Raw genomic sequence first — 17,263 nt, 5'->3', positions numbered from 1 at the left:
ATTATTTAGGAAACAAGGCCATTGACATTCTGCGTCTTTCGATAATAATCGTGTTTCTACTTAAACATATTCGGTGATTCATTTAGGAATTATTGCTGCTTCAGAAGGGTAAGAATCAGCATCTATATATTCCGCTAAAATTAAACATTGGATGGTTTTACATTGATAGCGCATTCCTAAAGTGATGATGCGATGTTCTTCGCCATATCCAAGAAATGCTGGGGCATGCCAGTACCCTAACTACGTAACTTTACAAGCATGTTAGCCATAAAAAACTTGCTCAAGTTTACAACGATACGCATCCATCTGCTTAAGGTAGCAATGGTTTGTTTTCTGTATAACTAATAAAAAAACCATTTTACATTTATGCGTTCATATAAATGCTGAGGAAATATTTTCATTGTTAAGCTTTATTTATGCGTTCGCATAAATAAGGTGATTCTAATGCAAGTTAAATTTAAAGTGAGAAATATAAAGCAGCTAGGCGCTATATCTAAGCTTGTTAGACAAAGTCAATCGCTCGTTCAAGAAACCGCAGGGCTATTATCAGGAAATGGTTTAACCTTTATTAGCCAATTTGAAAATGGAATAGAGACAGTGGAAATTGGCCGGGTTCTAAATCTATTAGAGCAATTAGGCATAGACCTTGAAATCAATTTACCTCCAAATCTGCCTGAAAAAACAATCGATAAGCTAAAAAAATTACTCAATATGGATGCAGGGTGAATAAATGCGTAAATTGAATATTGATCTGCTTTAATCAAACAGTACACTTTTTTAATGGAATATAATCCAATTATTAAGGTGTGAGATGACAAAACCGCAGAAAAGTTACTTTATAGCTGAAAAGCTAAGTTTGAAGCAGAGCAATCTGGAACTAGTTTAAGTACAGGTACCAATTATTATAGTAGACCGACTGTTGTAAATCTCTGAAATTTGATTGATGAAAAAGAAAACTCGAAGGTTTAACCATCTCACAACTAAGTTAAACTAGTTAAATGAGCAATAATTTCAATCACTTACAACACCCAATTCAGTGCTAAATTAGTTAAGCCAAATCAACATTAGAGACCCTCACCTTCACTCTATAATTTCAAAACCAAATCATTAAAACCTATAAATGATGTAACACTAAAACCTAGAGTATGAAACAAGTAAAGTAGCATTTAGAGAGTTATTGAAGCACGGATTTATTCTCGAAGTAATTAAAGGCTTGGGCATACGGGCGACATGTATTCAAAAGGTAACCGCTCTAATAGTATAAGCACCAACTCACGTTGAAAGTATTGAAATTCATCAGGGATATTGAGATTAACAATCTTTGATAAGTGTGCGTTTCCCGTGTGCTGGCTAATACGATCTATATGACCCTGCTCGAAAACGTATATTTTGTCAGCCCACTCCAGCAACGCTTCTGAGCATAAAGTTGATCCAGCTTTAGCTACATACTTTGAACTCAACCCTGCAGAGCGATAGATATTTTGCTTATCAAGCGCTTGAAATAATTCTTCAGCGGTTTTGCTACGTTGGATATTAGCAGTGCATAGAAAAAGGATATTCATACAGTCCCCTAAACTAATGAGGAAGTAAAATTAAAAAATAGAAACCTCGAATGCTCCTTGTAGTAATTCTAGCAACTGTTTATTCATTAAATAGTACTTTTAAGAAAATAATAGAAACAACTACATAACTACATAACTACATAACTACATAACTACATAACTACATAACTACATAACTACATAACTACATAACTACATATTAAAGGGCCTCTAATTAATTAACCTTTTCGCTAAATTAGCCGCGCACAAGTATGTTAAAAGCTATTGACCTTGGTCAGCAAACAAACGTAGCATGCTCGTCTGCATAATTTAGTACAACACCAATCCAAAACTATTGGAGCAGATCACTAATTTAAATAGAAATGCATTTCGGCATTATAAAACGTTAATTATTCATTAGTTACAATTAATAAGCTTGTTACAAAAGTAAGACCTAAAAATTTTGACTTTGTGCCTTCGCTATTTGCCGAAGTTCAGCTAAGTGCTTGTAACCTGAATTCGACCACTTAGATATTAAAATTTTTGGTTCATTAAAGACGCTCGGCTACGACGCAATAGCAAGTGAGCAACTCTACTAACATACCCAACACACTAACGCTCTAATTCAGGCACATAGTATTTGATATCAGACTGCGGTGTTAAACGCATAGTCAAAATTAACTGGTGCTTTTTTGAGTTATAAGACAAGGCGTCACTGTCAGTCGCTTGCTCTTGAGGGATCCGAACAAATGGAGTTACCGTTTTAGAAAAAAAATCATAAGACTTAATTGTATAAAAACCTTGCCCTTCACTCTTAAAAAAGATTTTATCTTCGTACCTGGTCCAAGAGTAGTTATTGTTAAATTCATTTTTACTTAATAGCCTTTCTCTTTTATTTGCTTCTCGTAAATCTTGTTTCCACAGTGTATCGCCGTAACTGTATATGAGTGTTTGAGGGTCGATAAAGTTGCCGATGTAAGCACCTTTATGTGTAAGCTGCGTTAGTTCAAACGAATTTATGTCTAATTTAAACAGGTTTGACCTACCATCAACCTTCTGCTTGATAACTAGATCTTTATTGTTAGGGTGCCAAATCGGGCGACCAACTACACCAAGCCTTAGATCTAATTTTGTCAGCCCTTGATTCTTCAAATTGTAAATATATATTTGGTCATCTTCCTTATTTTCGGCGACGCTCACAACCAGCAACTTTGTACCGTCGGCCGACCAAGTTGGATATCGCAATTTTTTATTTAGGTGGGTTAACTGTGTTCGGTTAAAACCATCCTGATCAGAGAGCCAAAGCTCATAGTAACCCGATTCATTAGAAAGAAATGCCAATTTGTTTTGTTCTTTAGAATATACGGCGCTTTGATTAGCAAAATGGGACTCTATTAGCGGTTGTGGGCTAATTGCAACTTCATCACCTAATTGATAACTTGCAACAAAATAGTTTTCTCGCCGCGTCTGAAAAAAGATCCCTCCATCGTTTGAAAAAGAAGGGTAACTAAAACCTGCTATATCGATCTTGTACTTTTGTTCACTTGCAACGTTAACAATGAAACCGGTACGTTTATCGGCAGTTTGTTCACCATATGCAAGGTAGTCACCAGATGGGTGCCAACTTAACCCCACTATGTCACTATGCTCCTGAGACAGTATTTTTAACTCTTGCCTGTTAAGTGTGTACAAAGCAATTCGCTCTAAGGCTTTGCTTTTTCTTTGCGTCACCGCAAGCGTTTTCCCGTCAGGAGAAAAAGCCATATCTCGGTCGCGATATTGACAGTTAACATCACAACTAAAGCGTATTGGTTTAGCATTTTGCTGTGTTAGGTCTAAGAAATATATACCATCGGAAGAGTCTCCTTTTTCTTGGCCATGAAATGCCAACGTTTTGCCATCGTTTGAAATCGCAATATAGTTATAGCCAGATTTGACTGGGCAATTAGCAAGCTTTGAGATCTCTTTGGTGTTTAAAGACAGTTTTACTATTTCGCAACTTACGGCATTTTTTTGTGCAAAATATAGAGCTGATTGGTCTGAACTCCAAACTGCTTTAAATGGCGATTTATCAGCAAAAGTTACCTGCTGGAGTGGCACATTTTCGTCACCAAGTGTTTTAACGTAAAGCTGTCTGTCTCCACCAGCGTTAGAAGTAAATGCCAGCAATTTACCATCAGGAGAGGGAACTGGACGCAATTCGCTCCCTGGCATTTTGGTGATACTAGTCACACCAGAGGTGATATCTTGTTGAGTCACTTTTTTCTGCAACGAGAACATAACGCCACTAATAATCGAAGCTACAACAATTAAAGGGAAAACTAGGCTTTTATTCGTGTAGTCGCTTTGAACCAATGGTTTTTCTATGCCCACTGGTTGTGGTGTAACATTAAGCTTGTACCCTCGCTTTCGGATAGTTTCGATAACTTCTATCTCTGCATTTGGATGGTTAAAAAACTGTCTAACTTGCCAAATGGTGTTAGTCAGCGCCTTCTCTCCAACAGCTTGATTACCGTCCCAAATTTGCTCAATCAGCTCATCTCGACTAACAACCTTGGGATGTTGTTCAGCTAAATAGCGTAAAACATTCACGACTTTTGGTGGTGCAGGATAATTTTCATCTAGGCAAGTAATTTGGTTTTCATTGACATGAACTATATATGGGCCAAGACTAAACACATCATGATTTGTCATCAATATTATTTTACCCCAACACAATCTCTTGAACAGGCAACTTGGACTCTCTTTAACTTACAAATCCTTAAGTCCATTTTTTGTGTACAAGATAAGTGTGTTTTTTGTTTTAACTATGTGAAACTTAAGAACACGTACATTACATCAATTCAGTTAAAATGATAGGTCAGTGTTTCACTTCAAGCAATAGTAAAATTTTTATGAGCATACTAGTTAGGCTAGCAGAAGGAGATTAAAAATACGTGACATATGGGGGTTATTGGCTTAATGTTTAGGTTTCAACTAGCACGATGTTCACAATAACGAATACGACCCTTAAATAAAATAAGACAGCTAAGAGCATGGTTGTTTTGGCTTAGCTGCCTTGGTTAAAAACAATGGTTAAAAACAATCGGTTTGCAATCCACTATTTAATCAGTGTAACTAGAGTTTGGCCTTGAGGTACGGCGAACAGTTATCGCAAGTACAAGAAGCATCAACAAGCCCCAGACACTAAATGCACCGTTAGACGGCGGATCTTTATCTTCATTTGTGATAGTTATAACCGCATCTTCATAGTCTTGATGTAAAAAGTCTGATTCAAGTGTTACTTTAAACTTCCTTGAGCCATCGACTTCCAAATTATCGATGATGCCAATATCAATGACCTTCTTGGTTTCACCTGCCTCAAACGTAATTAGCTGCTCTACCCCGTTGTAGTCAAAGCCACTTTTTGCAGTGTCATCTTCTGTTTTTAAATAAACGTGCGTTGACATGTCCGTAGCAACACTTTTTTCGATAGTAACTGCAATGGATTTGGCGGCTTCAGATACCTGAGTGCTGTCTAACTGAAGGTTATAAGTGTAGGCGATATCTTCATTGTCAATCGTGACCAACAAATCGGCATAGTCATCGGCTAAATTATCTGACTCAAGCTTAACCTTAAATGCGCGGGCACCGTCGACAACATCGTTGTCAAATATGGAAATATCTATTTCTTTTTCGGATTCATCTTTGGTAAATATTATTGTTGTATCAAGTTCATCGTAGTCACTACCCGCTTTTGCATCAACGTCTTCTGTCACAACGCGCAGAGTGGATGACACATCTAACTCCCCCTTCCTTACTAGCTGAATTGTCACTTTGCCTTCATTTTCCAACACCGTTACATCCGATGCAGCAAAGTCATAGGTGTAGCTAACCGACTCACCATTTATGAGGAATGCATCAAATGACGCATCACCCTTCTCCCCTTCAATAATATGCACCAGCCTCAATTGCATTGGAGAACTGCGATAATTAACTAAGTCAACAGACTCTTTGTACCATACATCACCATCTGGGTGCTGCTCACCTTCTTTCCTCCATAGCTCAGTCCACGTATTGCCATTGTCGATTGTGGCCTCAATAAGACTAGTCCCCATATCAACACCGTGTTTGTTAAAATAAAACTCTAACTTTGGGTTTTTACTGTATGACAAGTCATAGCAAGGGCTCACATAGTTTAACCTGTCTCCTTTTTTCGCAAACACGAGGCCGTCGATATCTGTATCATCTCGCTTGCTGCTGTCTACTTGCAAGTAACTATGCCCTTCATAAGGCTCGTCGGCACCTGTACTGCTCGAGTTTGAATCTGGTGATGTTCTAAAGAAGAATGGATTGTTCTGCACATCCTGTACCCAAGGGTGCTGCAACTTTTCGTTAAAATTAAAGCCATCAAAATGTGGAAAGTCTATAACTACCGAAGAGTTTTCACAGGTCGGTATTACGCGCCCCTTACCATATTTATTATATAAGTGATATTTATCCCTTTGTAAAACATACTGCATCCTGTCGACTTGTTGAGCTGAGAAATGTGTTCTACAGGTATTGTCTCCTTGGCCCATAATATTTTTTGCATCTGGTGCAAACGGTGTCCCCTCTTCATCAACTGCTGTACCCGAGTAAATACAATCTTCAATGTCGTCTTCAAGCCCGTCGTGAGACGGTGGTGTATCAATGATTTGATCTCCATATAAGTAGCCTTTACTGCCTATTTGAACAGAAATTGGCTCTTCATCACCGTCGGAATACGTGTGTATTAAGCTGAAGTTATGGCCTATTTCATGTGCCAAAGTCGTTTTATCCAGATCTTCTGAGTCCACCAATACACTGTCTATACCATGATATGGCCAAAATGCTCGCCCATTTACTCTCTCAAAGTCTGCGACCATTATATTGAATGCTTCTCTATCAAAATATGGCTCTACAAACAGCATTCTATTATCTGGATCATAGTCTTCGTCATTATATCCAGGCATCTCATTGTTACTGACAAACACCGTCGATTTATAACGATATGAATACCCACTACCACCGTATATTGCGTTTAGCTTCTGTATAGACTCATCGATTTTTGCTTTATCTACCTGTGCATTGGTGCCTGAGCTATCCGATGCCGCTACAATAAAATGTAGGTCGATATTATTGACTTCTTCAGCATTCACCAGTAACGACGAAACGCAAAATAAAGCTGCAACGCCTATTCTAGATATAATTTCTATCTGTTTTAATTTGGTTTTATACACTTTGTTGTCACTCCCGTTAGATGGATGCCCCTTGAACGTGCACTTCTTGCAAAGCTCTACTCTTATATACAGACCACTAATCAAACTGCTACCCCATGATTTCCTCAGTGTGCCAAAAAGTAGTGCCAAGCAGATCTTGATATTGACGCTCACCAGATCGTTTAATCTTTGGCTTGTGTCGCACCAGTCAATTTCCCCATGTTTAAGTGTCTTGGTTTGACCAGCATTCAGACTTAAGCCTTTTAAACATAAAAGTAAGGGGCAGCATCTTGGTAAAAATCATTAAAAAGCCTAGAGTTTACCCCTCACAAGTGGACAAAGCAGGAACTTATGCTTGAACCAATTTATTCATACGACTTGTAGGTAGATAGGTAAACCTCGTGATTATCTTTTAAACCTCTTTTTTGCCTCTATTTTGTTCTCAGTCAGAATTGGGCTTAGGTATAGTAAGTGGTTTTCGAAAGGCAAACAGTTTGCTTAAATCACGCTTTGAGGTCTAAAAACTACATCACTATGCAATGGTGCTCTATAGCAACTGCCATATTTAGCGAAATTGAGGGCAAGGTGTTCCAAAATTTTATGCAGGAACCCGACAGGTCCACATCAAAGGAATACTAGATGTAAATCTATATTTTTAATTAATTTACATAAACAAGAACTGGGCTACTCATTGTTTTTTTCAGCAAAAAAATAAAACTTAGCCACCGTCTAAAGGCGGTATGTTATTTTGGGGGACTGAAAGTCCACTTATATTTCGGCTGAAGCCAATGACTATCATTGGCAACTGCATTGTCGTGTGACTTTTGCTCAAATGATGCTCTAAGTATTCCTTTATCATTTCTATTTAACTCGCCCGCCGTTACACAAAAATATCCTCTCTCCCAAAAATGTTGGCCAGAGTATATTTTTAGATGTAGAAACTCTTCGAACAACTGCACGTGATGTTTTTCCTTTTATTCATCTCATTATTTCCGAAGGCGGAAAATTTGGAGGTGCTGATACAAGCAGATACACATGATCTTGAATCCTCCCTCTCAGAGTTTCTATTTCCAAGTACTCGTAACTCTGCCTGACTACATCCCTGACCCTTAAGCTCACCCCCCTATTCAAAACTTTATATCTATATTATTTTGCGACCCACACAACTTGGTACTCAATTTTGTACTTGGCATGAGAACCTTGACGATATTTCACTTAAATATATTAAAATCAACTGCTAGCTAAACGGGTGGGTTAAACCTACAAGGTGGATAAATTAACTATATTAATCAATACACTATAAGTTAGATATTAAATAGATGTATAAAAGAGATAAACAAGAGATAGTTTGTATTGCCCTGTTGTAATCCGGTTGCTTAGATTACACATAGGCCTGAACAATCATCTGGCCACGTGCGAACCTAGATGTAAAAGCTGGGTAGAAAAAAATTATTGAGGAATCGGCAACAGGGTAAATATACATGAAAAACATGAGAAAAAATCTCCTCTATGGCGCTATACGAGTAGCAATATTTGGCGCAGCTTTTGGTGTTGTAGCTCAACAGCAAAATACCTCAGCATCAGATCTTAAAAGTGTGCAAGTAACTGAAACAAAGAAAGTAACAAAAGCAGTAAAGGAAGACGAAAAAATAGAGCACATTGTGGTTACTGGTTCTCGTTTAAAACGCGATAGTTTTAGCGTTACAACGCCTCTTGTTACATTAAACCGAGACGCAATTACAGAATCAGGTTTAGGATCTCTATCTGAAATACTCGTTGACGGGATCCCTGCCCTCAATGCAGCCATAAGCAACACAACGAGTCAGTCTAGTGTATCTACAACTGGTCTATCTTCGATTAGCTTGCGGGATTTAGGTTCAGATAGAACACTCACCTTAATTGATGGACGCCGAGTGGTCTCAAATAGCTACAGCGGAAACGTAGTAAGCTTAAGCACCATTCCGAGTGGCATGGTCGACAGGGTAGAAGTTATAAGTGGCGGTGCATCAGCAACTTATGGCGCTGATGCTGTTGCAGGCGTAGTGAATATCATCACTGAAACTGGCAAAGAAGGGGTCAGCTTAAAAGCCAGAACAGGAGAATCTTTTGAAGGGGGTGTTAGAGAGTTTTCTTTAGATTTGGATTATGGTACCTACTTTGCCGAGGATAAGGGCTACGCGCTGCTTACGACCAGTTGGGAAAGAGAATTCGGCATGACTTTTTTTGATCGAAAGCGCGCACAAGTTGAAGATGCCCACCGCTATGACGACGAACTCATGTGTAATCAAATGCTCACAGTTGATGGTTTCCAATGTATGAAAGATATCAGCCAAAGTGACTGGGCCAGCAAAAACGATGGTATTCCGGGCGGTGTATTCTTAGAAAACTCACGAAACGATACTCAATTTTGGTATGACGGCCAAACCCTTCGCGATGACTGGCGTGGCAACGAAGAACGATTTGGCATCAATAGCAATCAATACGTTATGCTGAAAATCCCTAACGATAAATTTTCAATCGCAGGTAAAATTGAATATGACCTCTCTGACGATTTAAAAGCGTATGGACAGGTTCAGCTAAGTATTAATAATGCGTTTAATAATAAATCACCTGAAAATGAATCAGAAAGTGACGACGTGCCCATATTCGACCCAATCACAGGTGATCCAGCAGGTGATGTGGAGCCCGGTTACATACCAATTGATAACCCATTTGTTCCACAAGCAATAATCGATAGCGAACCATATAGAGATAGGATCTATTGGGACCGACGCTTTAATGAAGTAGGTAACATTTCCACAGACAATACGCGCACCACAATAAGAAGCTGGGCAGGCCTTCAAGGAACTGTGTTTGATGGTGAATGGGATTGGGATATGTCTGTAGGCTATGGCAAGTTCCATCAAGAACAAATCCGCTTAAACGAGTTGAATGTTGTAAACGTAAACCAAGCACTCCAAGCTGAAAAACTCGCAGACGGCACCATTCAATGTAAAGATGCAGCAGCAAGAGAAGCGGGTTGTGTGCCGCTTAATCTCTTTGGTGAAGGCTCCATTACGCCCGAAATGGCCAATTGGATCCGTACCAACCCAACACTCAACACCTATATAGAACAAGTAAACTTTTTGGCGTATATGACTGGTGAGCTGTTTGAGTTGCCAGCAGGTCACGTTTCTGCGGTATTTGGGGGTGAGTATAGAAAAGACACGCAAGAAATTAAAACTTCAAGAGACATGCAAGTAGGTGGTATTACTTGGAACGTCGTTCCTCAATTTAAGGGAGACATGAGCGTTTTTGAAGCTTTTGCTGAATTTGATGTACCGCTGTTGAAAAATAAGCCATTTGCGAAGTCTCTGTCTCTTGAAACATCCCTAAGACTGGCTAATTATGATATTGATGCCATAGGTACAGTTGCAAGCTACAAAATAGGTTTCCTTTGGCAACCAATAGACAACTATTTTGTGCGCGCAAATTTCGCCCGAGCGCAGCGGGCACCAACCATTACAGAACTCATGTCTCCGCCTCGAGGTGATTTTGATAGCTTTAGTGATATTTGTGACAGCGTAACGGCGACCTCAACAGATCCTGGTCATGATATGTGCCGCCTTGACCCAAACATAGCCGCACTACTTGCTGCAGATCCTGATTTTGAATTTGAGGATGAAAGCAGCAGCAAATACTCTCCCAATACTGGTAACCCTGAATTGCGCGAAGAAACAGCCGATACCTTCACTTTCGGTATTACCATGACACCAGTTGAAGGGCTAAGCCTTGCTGTTGACTACATTGATATTTCAGTAATCGACGCTATTTCAGAAATCTCGAATAGCCGTATTTTGGATGAATGTTATAACTCCAGCACTCCGTTTGGAAATGACAATGCATTTTGCCAAGAAATTACGCGCAATGAAGATGGCCAAATCACCAAAGTACTACAGCGGCAGTTTAACCTTGACGAGTTGCGTTACAAGGGCATAGATGTTGCCCTTGAATATAACTACGACTTATCCGATTTGGGTGAACTTACCTTTAAAGCCGATCACAACCACATAATAGAAAGTTCAGAGACCTTTTTAGGCAACGATGGTTTGGTAACAGACGACAACGCAGGGTATGGCATGTCTAAAGATAAGCTCTCAGCGTCACTTAGATGGAAATACGAGAGCTGGCGAGTCCGCTGGCGCACCAAGTACTTAGGTAAATTCACCGCGAGCCTATCAGATGAAAGAGAGTATGAAGAAATGCTCGCTGATAACGCTGAACGTTGTGCCTCACAAGAGCTAGACAGTGGCTGTATCGAAAACCCCGAGCCGCTCGAGTTTAACGACTACGGAAGCTATATTCGACACGATTTATCAGTGTCTTACAATACAGAATTAGACGGCGGGTATGACCTAAAAGTCTATGGTGGCATTAATAACTTATTTGATAACCTTGGCCCGTTTTATCCAAGTGGGCGAGGTAACTTCTACTCAGGCTACGGAGGTGGCAAAGGTCGGTTTGGATATGTAGGCGTTGAATTGAAATTTTGATACCAGAACTGGGCCTCATGGAAGATGGCCCCCTAGGAGCAGACATGAAAACATGTGCAATATCTATTATTATTTTATTTAAATTATTTGCAATAATTTTTACTTTTTACTCACTCAACCTGCAAGCAAACATCAAAGTAACTGACGGCCCCTATATTGACGTAGAACCTAAACATATGAACGTAAGTTGGATATGTGATGACCAAGTAAGTAAAGAAAACCACCCACTAGCAACAAAAGAGGCTCCTCACTCACTTAATTACTGTGGCCTAAGTGCGCAAGTAGAGCAAACCACGTTTAAAGACGATCCGATTATTTTTGAAACAAAAGAGAAAATCGCAGCCCTAAGTGACTTGCACGGCCAATATCACCTTATGAAAACGTTGTTAAAAAACAATGGAATATTAGATAGAAAAGACAACTGGGCGTTTGGTAAGGGGCATTTTGTTATCACCGGGGATATTTTCGACAGAGGTGACCAAGTTACTGAAATATTGTGGCTTGTGCATAAGATTGAACAACAGGCACTGAGAGCAGGTGGAAGAGTCCATCTCTTATTAGGTAACCACGAAGTCATGGTACTCAATGGCGACTTAAGATACCTAAATCCAAAATATATAAAAACAGGGGAGTTTTTAAAAGTACCTTTTCAAAAGTTAATCGGCAAAAATACCATTCTCGGTCGTTGGTTAAGGTCAAAACCTGTTCTACTGAAAATTAACGGTTACTTGTTTACACATGGCGGATTTCATCCATCGTTGGCCAAACAGCCTTTGTCTTTAAGCGATCTTAACCACATTTTTAAAAGCTACCTAGTCAAAGGTGAACCTCATCAAACACGCACAGGAATGGCTAGGTTTCTTCATAAAAGCAATGGCTTAGTTTGGTATCGCGGATACTTTAAAGATAATGGTGCAACTGAAAAAGAGCTTGAGCTATTGTTAAAGCATTTTGACGTTGACCATGTTGTTGTTGGCCATACATCTCAGCGTAAAATAGAAACCCGCCATAATGGCAAAGTAATTGCCATCGACTCTAGTATCAAGAAAGGAAAATATGGAGAAATACTATTTATCGAAGATGACAACCTTTATCGCGGTGCACTAGACGGTGAGCGCATGCCTTTGAAGTAGTGTCTGACCTAAGCTCGGGATAAACTTTGCTTTCAAAAAAGAACATGCCTTAAATCGATTAAGCTAACCTCTTATCCGATTTAAGGTTCATTAGTTGGCATCAATGCACTTTTGTATCGATATCAAAAACACCAAGTCATCCCAAGATACGATGCCCAGCAAGAATTGATTGGCTTTGTGCTAGCTCAAATAAATTGATTGCAACGCACAAGGTTAAAATTTAAGTAAAATATCTTTAGTTTAATTTGACTTTCCACTATCTACTGGTCAAAAAATAGACTGACATGGATATTCCCCCAACTAATTTAGTGGGGACTACTTGTACCTCTTCCGATTTAGCGCCTCGGCATGCACAAATTGTCCTCTTAGTATGTATTACACAGAGGTGTTATCATGAATAAAAAGTCACTCAAGGCAGAAGAACCTGCCTTCCTACACTCTTCAGGGCATAACCACGATCAAAATCAAGTTAAAAAGATTATGTCAAACTCTTTTATGGACTTAGATATTGTTCCAACTGCGATTATCTATTGCGAAGCTAATTTCACAAAAAGTGATGGTAAAACAGCGAATGGGCTTATAAGACACTCATCTAAATTTAGAATCCTCTCAGTCATTGATAGCGAAATGGCTGGTTTAGACTCAGGGCTCGTTTTGGATAACAAAAGAAATGGCATCCCAATTTACTCAAGCCTTAATGAAGCGTTTGAAATGACGAATGAGCCTATCAACTTTTTTATTTACGGTTTAGCGCATTCAAATGGATTGCTATCTAACTCAGACAGACAAGTTATGTTAGAAGCCATGTCACTGGGCATGAATATAGTTAATGGATTACATCAGTACTTAAATGACGACTCTGAATTTATTGCGGCGAGCAAAAAGTATGGCGTTTCGCTTTATGACATAAGAAGACCTATCAATAAAGGTAATCTTCAAGTTTTTAGAAACATTATTCAAGAAGTTCCTTGCCCAAGAGTGGCAGTTATGGGTACTGATTGTGCAATCGGAAAACGCACCACAGCAGTCACATTAAGTAATGCTCTCAAAGAATATGGTTTAAAAGTTACCTTTATAGCAACAGGTCAAACCGGTGTTATTCAAGGAGCCCCTTATAGTTTAGTTATAGACTCAATACCGGCACAATTCTGCCCCGGAGAACTTGAAGCAGTCATTCATCGTGCTTATCACGTTGAAAAGCCAGATATCATCATTATTGAAGGTCAAGGTGCTTTAAGTCATCCTGCATTTTCAACCAGTGCGATGATTTTAAGAGGAAGTGCACCAAATGCGGTCATTTTACAACATGCACCCCATAGAAAAGAAAGAGTAGATTTTGCTGATATGCCAATGCCAAAACTGTCATCCGAAATAGATCTGATTGAACGCTTTTCGCAAACAAAGGTTATTGGAATATGCATTAACCATGAAGCGATGAATGATGCAGATATAGAAGAATATACATACCGCTACTCTAAGGATTTCTCGATCCCCGTTACTGATGCATTAAGCCGCTCAAGTATGTTTTTAGTACATATGATCCTAGTAAAGTTTCCGCATCTCAGAATAAAAACACCCACGCTACAATGAGCAACCCTCGGCTGCAAATTGACAGTACTAAAATAGCAGAGAATGCAGCCCTGTTAATTAAAATGCTCAAACCTCTGTCAATAGACGTTGTGCCTGTTACTAAAGTATTTATGGGCCATCCAGTTATTGCTCGACTACTGATAGATGCGGGTGCAACCACTCTAGCTGATTCAAGAATTGAAAATGTTGAAAGAATGCGTCGAGCCGGCATTAAAGTGCCTATTATGTTGATAAGAACTCCCATGTTGAGCCAAGTTGAACAGGTAGTGCTGAACTGTAATGTTAGCCTGAACACAGAACTTTCAACCATACAGGCCCTCTCTTCAACAGCGAAAAAACTAGGGGTATTCCATCAAGTGATAATCATGGTCGAGCTAGGCGATTTAAGAGAAGGTGTAATGCCAGATGATCTTATTAAGATAATCAAAGAAACACGTTCATTACCACACATAAGTTTAAAAGGTATTGGGGCTAATTTGACATGTAGATATGGCATCGCACCCGACCATCACAATATGGCATTTTTGGCCAAAATAGCGTCTGAGATAGAGACAAAATTTCAACTTAAACTAGACATTATTTCAGGGGGAAATTCTGCAAATTTATTATGGGCGTTTAGTTCAGACAACATAAATCGCGTTAATCAATTGCGTTTGGGAGAATCTATTTATTTTGGAGTAGAAGCACTCAAAAAACGTTGTATTATCGGCGCACATACAGACACGGTAAAGCTCATTGCCGAAGTGATCGAATCCAATCGAAAGCCATCTATGCCTTGGGGGAAGCGTCATAAAAATGCTTTTGGAGAGCAGTATGAAACGACAAACAGAGGTGACGTAGATCAGGCAATACTTGCTTTAGGCAGGCAAGATGTTGACCCTCAAGGACTCATCTCTCCGCAAGGATTATCAATTGTATCAAGTAGCAGTGATCACATTGTAATAGAAAGTACTGACACGCCTTTGCAAATAGGACAAGAAATTGAATTTAAAATTGACTACGTGGGGCTACTCTCAGCTATGACCTCCCCCTACGTAAATAAATATTTCACTTAGTACAGCTAAGCCTACTCAACTTGGAGCGCTTCAAAAATGAAACAATTATCAAGTAATGGCAACCCCTGGGGGAACGGAAGTAAATCCCCCCCCACTCTAAATAATTTATTTAAGAAATTTTTCAATTACAAAAAAAACGCCCCAAAAAAACCACCTTTTCACTTCCTGATTACTGTATCTATAGTCATTATTTTGTTGAGTGTGTGGAGCTCGGTTTATACCGTTCCTAGTGACTCTGTCGCTGTGATACAGCGGTTTGGCAAGTTTTCACACACTGAACAACCAGGACTTCATTTTAAATTACCTTTAAATATTGATAAATCAACCATTGTCGCTGTTAAACGTCAACTCAAGCAAGAATTTGGTTTTTCAACTCATGGCAACGATGCGCGTAATCAATCATCACGACAAACTCTAGGCTTAAAAGAAACTCAAATGGTTACAGGGGACTTGAACGCAGCACTTATTGAATGGGTCGTTCAATATCGTATTGATGAGCCGACAAAGTTTCTGTTTGAAGTAAGAGAACCCTCTGAGACATTAAGGCACGTATCTGAATCGGTTATGCGAGAAGTTGTTGGTGATAGAACCGTTGATGAAGTTATCACTATTGGCAGGCAAGAAATTGAGTCTGAGGCATTAAGCAAAATGCAGGCTCTTTCAACAAAATATGCAATGGGTATTAGAATTGACCAAGTTCAACTGAAAAATATAAATCCACCACAACCTGTTCAAGCCTCTTTTAACGAAGTAAATCAAGCGCAGCAAGAAAAAGAAAAACTCATTAATGAAGCTCGTCGAGATTACAACAAGGTGATCCCATTGGCTTTAGGAGAAAAAGATCAAAGGATAAGAGAAGCTGATGGTTATAGGTTAAAGCGCATCAATGAAGCTAAAGGCGATGCTGCACGCTTTCAGGCACTGTACGTCGAATACCTTGAAGCTCCCGATGTCACCACAAAAAGAATCTATCTAGAGACAATGGAGCAAGTACTCCCAAATATTCGCTCAAAAATCATTCTTAACCACACTGAACATAACGTATTGCCACTATTGCACTTTGGTAATTCAAAACTAGGAGAGCTAAAGTGAATAACCTACTCAGATTTTCAACAATTTTTATAGCCGTGGTTGTGTTTATCTTTGCAAGAAATAGCCTATACACTGTCAGTGAGGTCGAACAAGTCATTATCACTCAGTTTGGTAAACCGATTGGCGAACCAATAACAGATGCTGGTCTGAAGGTAAAAATACCGTTTGTACAACAGATAAATGTAATGGATAAACGTGTTTTAGAATGGGATGGCAGGCCATCAGATATGCCGACAAAAGATAAACTTTATATTTCAGTAGATTTATTTGCTAGATGGAGGATTGTTGATCCCCTACAGTATTTTCTTAGATTAAAAGATGAATACAGCGCTCAATCAAGATTAGATGATATTTTAGGTAGTGAAACCCGTAATGCGGTTGCTAAGCATGAACTTATCGAAATTATTAGAACGAGACGAGACCGCACCGCATTAAGAGAGGGTTTATTAAGTACCTTTGAAGAAGAGCTTAAAATTGGCACCTTAGTACCGATAAAGAAAGGACGAAAATTTGTTGAGCAAGAGATTTTTGATTCAGCTTCACAAAAAGTCGCTGTATTTGGTATCGAGCTGTTAGATATTCGTTTCAAAAGAATCAATTACAACGCCAGTGTTCGTCCAAAAATCTATGAACGTATGATCAGTGAAAGAAAGCAAATAGCGGAGCGTTTCTTATCAGAGGGTAATGGCGAAGCTGCCAGAATTCGGGGTGATAGAGTCAGAGACCTAAATAAAATTCAATCAGAAGCTTATCAGCAAGTAGAAGAGATAAGGGGAAAAGCTGACGCTTTAGCTGCTCAAATTTATTCACAAGCCTACAATCAATCACCTGAAGCTATCGCCTTTTATGAATTTACCCGCACATTGGCGTCTTACCCATCCATTATTTCTGAAGATACAACACTTGTTCTTTCATCAAATAATGAGCTTTTTAAATTTCTAGATAAAACGAACTTAAGTAACTCTGTGAATACGCCTCAAAATGCAAACCACTAGAGGTAAGCAAACTCAAGGTGAAGAACTACCAAAAGTGCACATTGATTGGTTCGTAAAACCTGTTACTCGATTTATAAAAATTGAGACTGATCTGCTGTAATGAAAC

General features: G+C 39.1%; 10 protein-coding genes and 1 pseudogene. 7 read left to right on the top strand and 4 right to left on the bottom strand.

The window, feature by feature from the left end:
* Nucleotides 1–444 precede the first annotated feature (444 nt).
* Nucleotides 445–726, top strand: coding sequence for a helix-turn-helix domain-containing protein (locus tag N475_RS22585; protein ID WP_063366003.1), 282 nt, complete (start codon nucleotides 445–447; stop codon nucleotides 724–726).
* Between the two features lie 479 nt (nucleotides 727–1,205).
* Here the strand turns inward: N475_RS22585 and N475_RS22580 are convergent, their stop codons facing one another.
* The 4 genes and pseudogenes from N475_RS22580 to tnpA form a co-directional block, all read right to left on the bottom strand.
* Nucleotides 1,206–1,562, bottom strand: a complete 357-nt coding sequence (locus N475_RS22580; RefSeq protein ID WP_063358567.1) for a hypothetical protein — start codon at nucleotides 1,560–1,562, stop codon at nucleotides 1,206–1,208.
* Nucleotides 1,563–2,153: 591 nt separating this feature from the next.
* Nucleotides 2,154–4,235: a winged helix-turn-helix domain-containing protein gene (locus N475_RS22575; protein WP_063366002.1), complete on the bottom strand. Its 2,082-nt coding sequence runs from the start codon at nucleotides 4,233–4,235 to the stop codon at nucleotides 2,154–2,156.
* Nucleotides 4,236–4,645: 410 nt separating this feature from the next.
* Complete coding sequence (locus N475_RS22570) at nucleotides 4,646–6,781, bottom strand: Calx-beta domain-containing protein (protein WP_063358565.1); 2,136 nt, start codon at nucleotides 6,779–6,781, stop codon at nucleotides 4,646–4,648.
* 811 nt (nucleotides 6,782–7,592) lie between these two features.
* Nucleotides 7,593–7,975 (bottom strand): annotated as a pseudogene (gene tnpA / locus N475_RS25250) (IS200/IS605 family transposase); the annotation flags it as partial.
* Nucleotides 7,976–8,250: 275 nt separating this feature from the next.
* On the opposite strand from tnpA, the gene N475_RS22560 reads away from it, so the two are divergent.
* The 6 genes from N475_RS22560 to hflC all read left to right on the top strand — a co-directional run bounded on the left by N475_RS22560 (nucleotide 8,251) and on the right by hflC (nucleotide 17,157).
* A complete protein-coding gene (locus N475_RS22560; RefSeq protein WP_063366004.1) occupies nucleotides 8,251–11,292 on the top strand; it encodes a TonB-dependent receptor domain-containing protein in 3,042 nt (1,013 codons plus the stop codon).
* Between the two features lie 44 nt (nucleotides 11,293–11,336).
* Entirely contained in the window at nucleotides 11,337–12,425 is a 1,089-nt protein-coding gene (locus N475_RS22555; RefSeq protein ID WP_063358563.1) for a metallophosphoesterase, read from the top strand.
* 393 nt (nucleotides 12,426–12,818) lie between these two features.
* Entirely contained in the window at nucleotides 12,819–14,015 is a 1,197-nt protein-coding gene (locus tag N475_RS22550) for an N-acetyltransferase DgcN family protein (protein ID WP_063358562.1), read from the top strand.
* A complete protein-coding gene (locus tag N475_RS22545) occupies nucleotides 14,012–15,070 on the top strand; it encodes an alanine/ornithine racemase family PLP-dependent enzyme (RefSeq protein WP_081216033.1) in 1,059 nt (352 codons plus the stop codon). Before N475_RS22550 ends, N475_RS22545 begins: the two co-directional genes overlap by 4 nt.
* A 189-nt stretch (nucleotides 15,071–15,259) precedes the next feature.
* Complete coding sequence (gene hflK / locus N475_RS22540; RefSeq protein ID WP_405127408.1) at nucleotides 15,260–16,162, top strand: FtsH protease activity modulator HflK; 903 nt, start codon at nucleotides 15,260–15,262, stop codon at nucleotides 16,160–16,162.
* On the top strand, nucleotides 16,159–17,157 hold the full coding sequence (gene hflC / locus N475_RS22535) for a protease modulator HflC (protein WP_063358560.1): 999 nt from the start codon (nucleotides 16,159–16,161) through the stop codon (nucleotides 17,155–17,157). The genes hflK and hflC overlap by 4 nt, the downstream gene beginning before the upstream one ends.
* Nucleotides 17,158–17,263: the final 106 nt, after the last annotated feature.

This window comes from Pseudoalteromonas luteoviolacea DSM 6061 (assembly GCF_001625655.1).
Taxonomy (GTDB): domain Bacteria; phylum Pseudomonadota; class Gammaproteobacteria; order Enterobacterales; family Alteromonadaceae; genus Pseudoalteromonas; species Pseudoalteromonas luteoviolacea.
The sequence above is the reverse complement of the archived record's forward strand: the minus strand, read 5'-3'. Positions and strand labels throughout refer to the sequence as shown.

Bases quoted from the DNA above. Each gene is read 5' to 3' on its own strand.
- N475_RS22585 (WP_063366003.1), top strand. From the start codon at position 445: ATGCAAGTTAAATTTAAAGTGAGAAATATAAAGCAGCTAGGCGCTATA.
- N475_RS22580 (WP_063358567.1), bottom strand. From the start codon at position 1,562: ATGAATATCCTTTTTCTATGCACTGCTAATATCCAACGTAGCAAAACC.
- N475_RS22575 (WP_063366002.1), bottom strand. From the start codon at position 4,235: ATGACAAATCATGATGTGTTTAGTCTTGGCCCATATATAGTTCATGTC.
- N475_RS22560 (WP_063366004.1), top strand. From the start codon at position 8,251: ATGAGAAAAAATCTCCTCTATGGCGCTATACGAGTAGCAATATTTGGC.
- N475_RS22555 (WP_063358563.1), top strand. From the start codon at position 11,337: ATGAAAACATGTGCAATATCTATTATTATTTTATTTAAATTATTTGCA.
- N475_RS22550 (WP_063358562.1), top strand. From the start codon at position 12,819: ATGAATAAAAAGTCACTCAAGGCAGAAGAACCTGCCTTCCTACACTCT.
- N475_RS22545 (WP_081216033.1), top strand. From the start codon at position 14,012: ATGAGCAACCCTCGGCTGCAAATTGACAGTACTAAAATAGCAGAGAAT.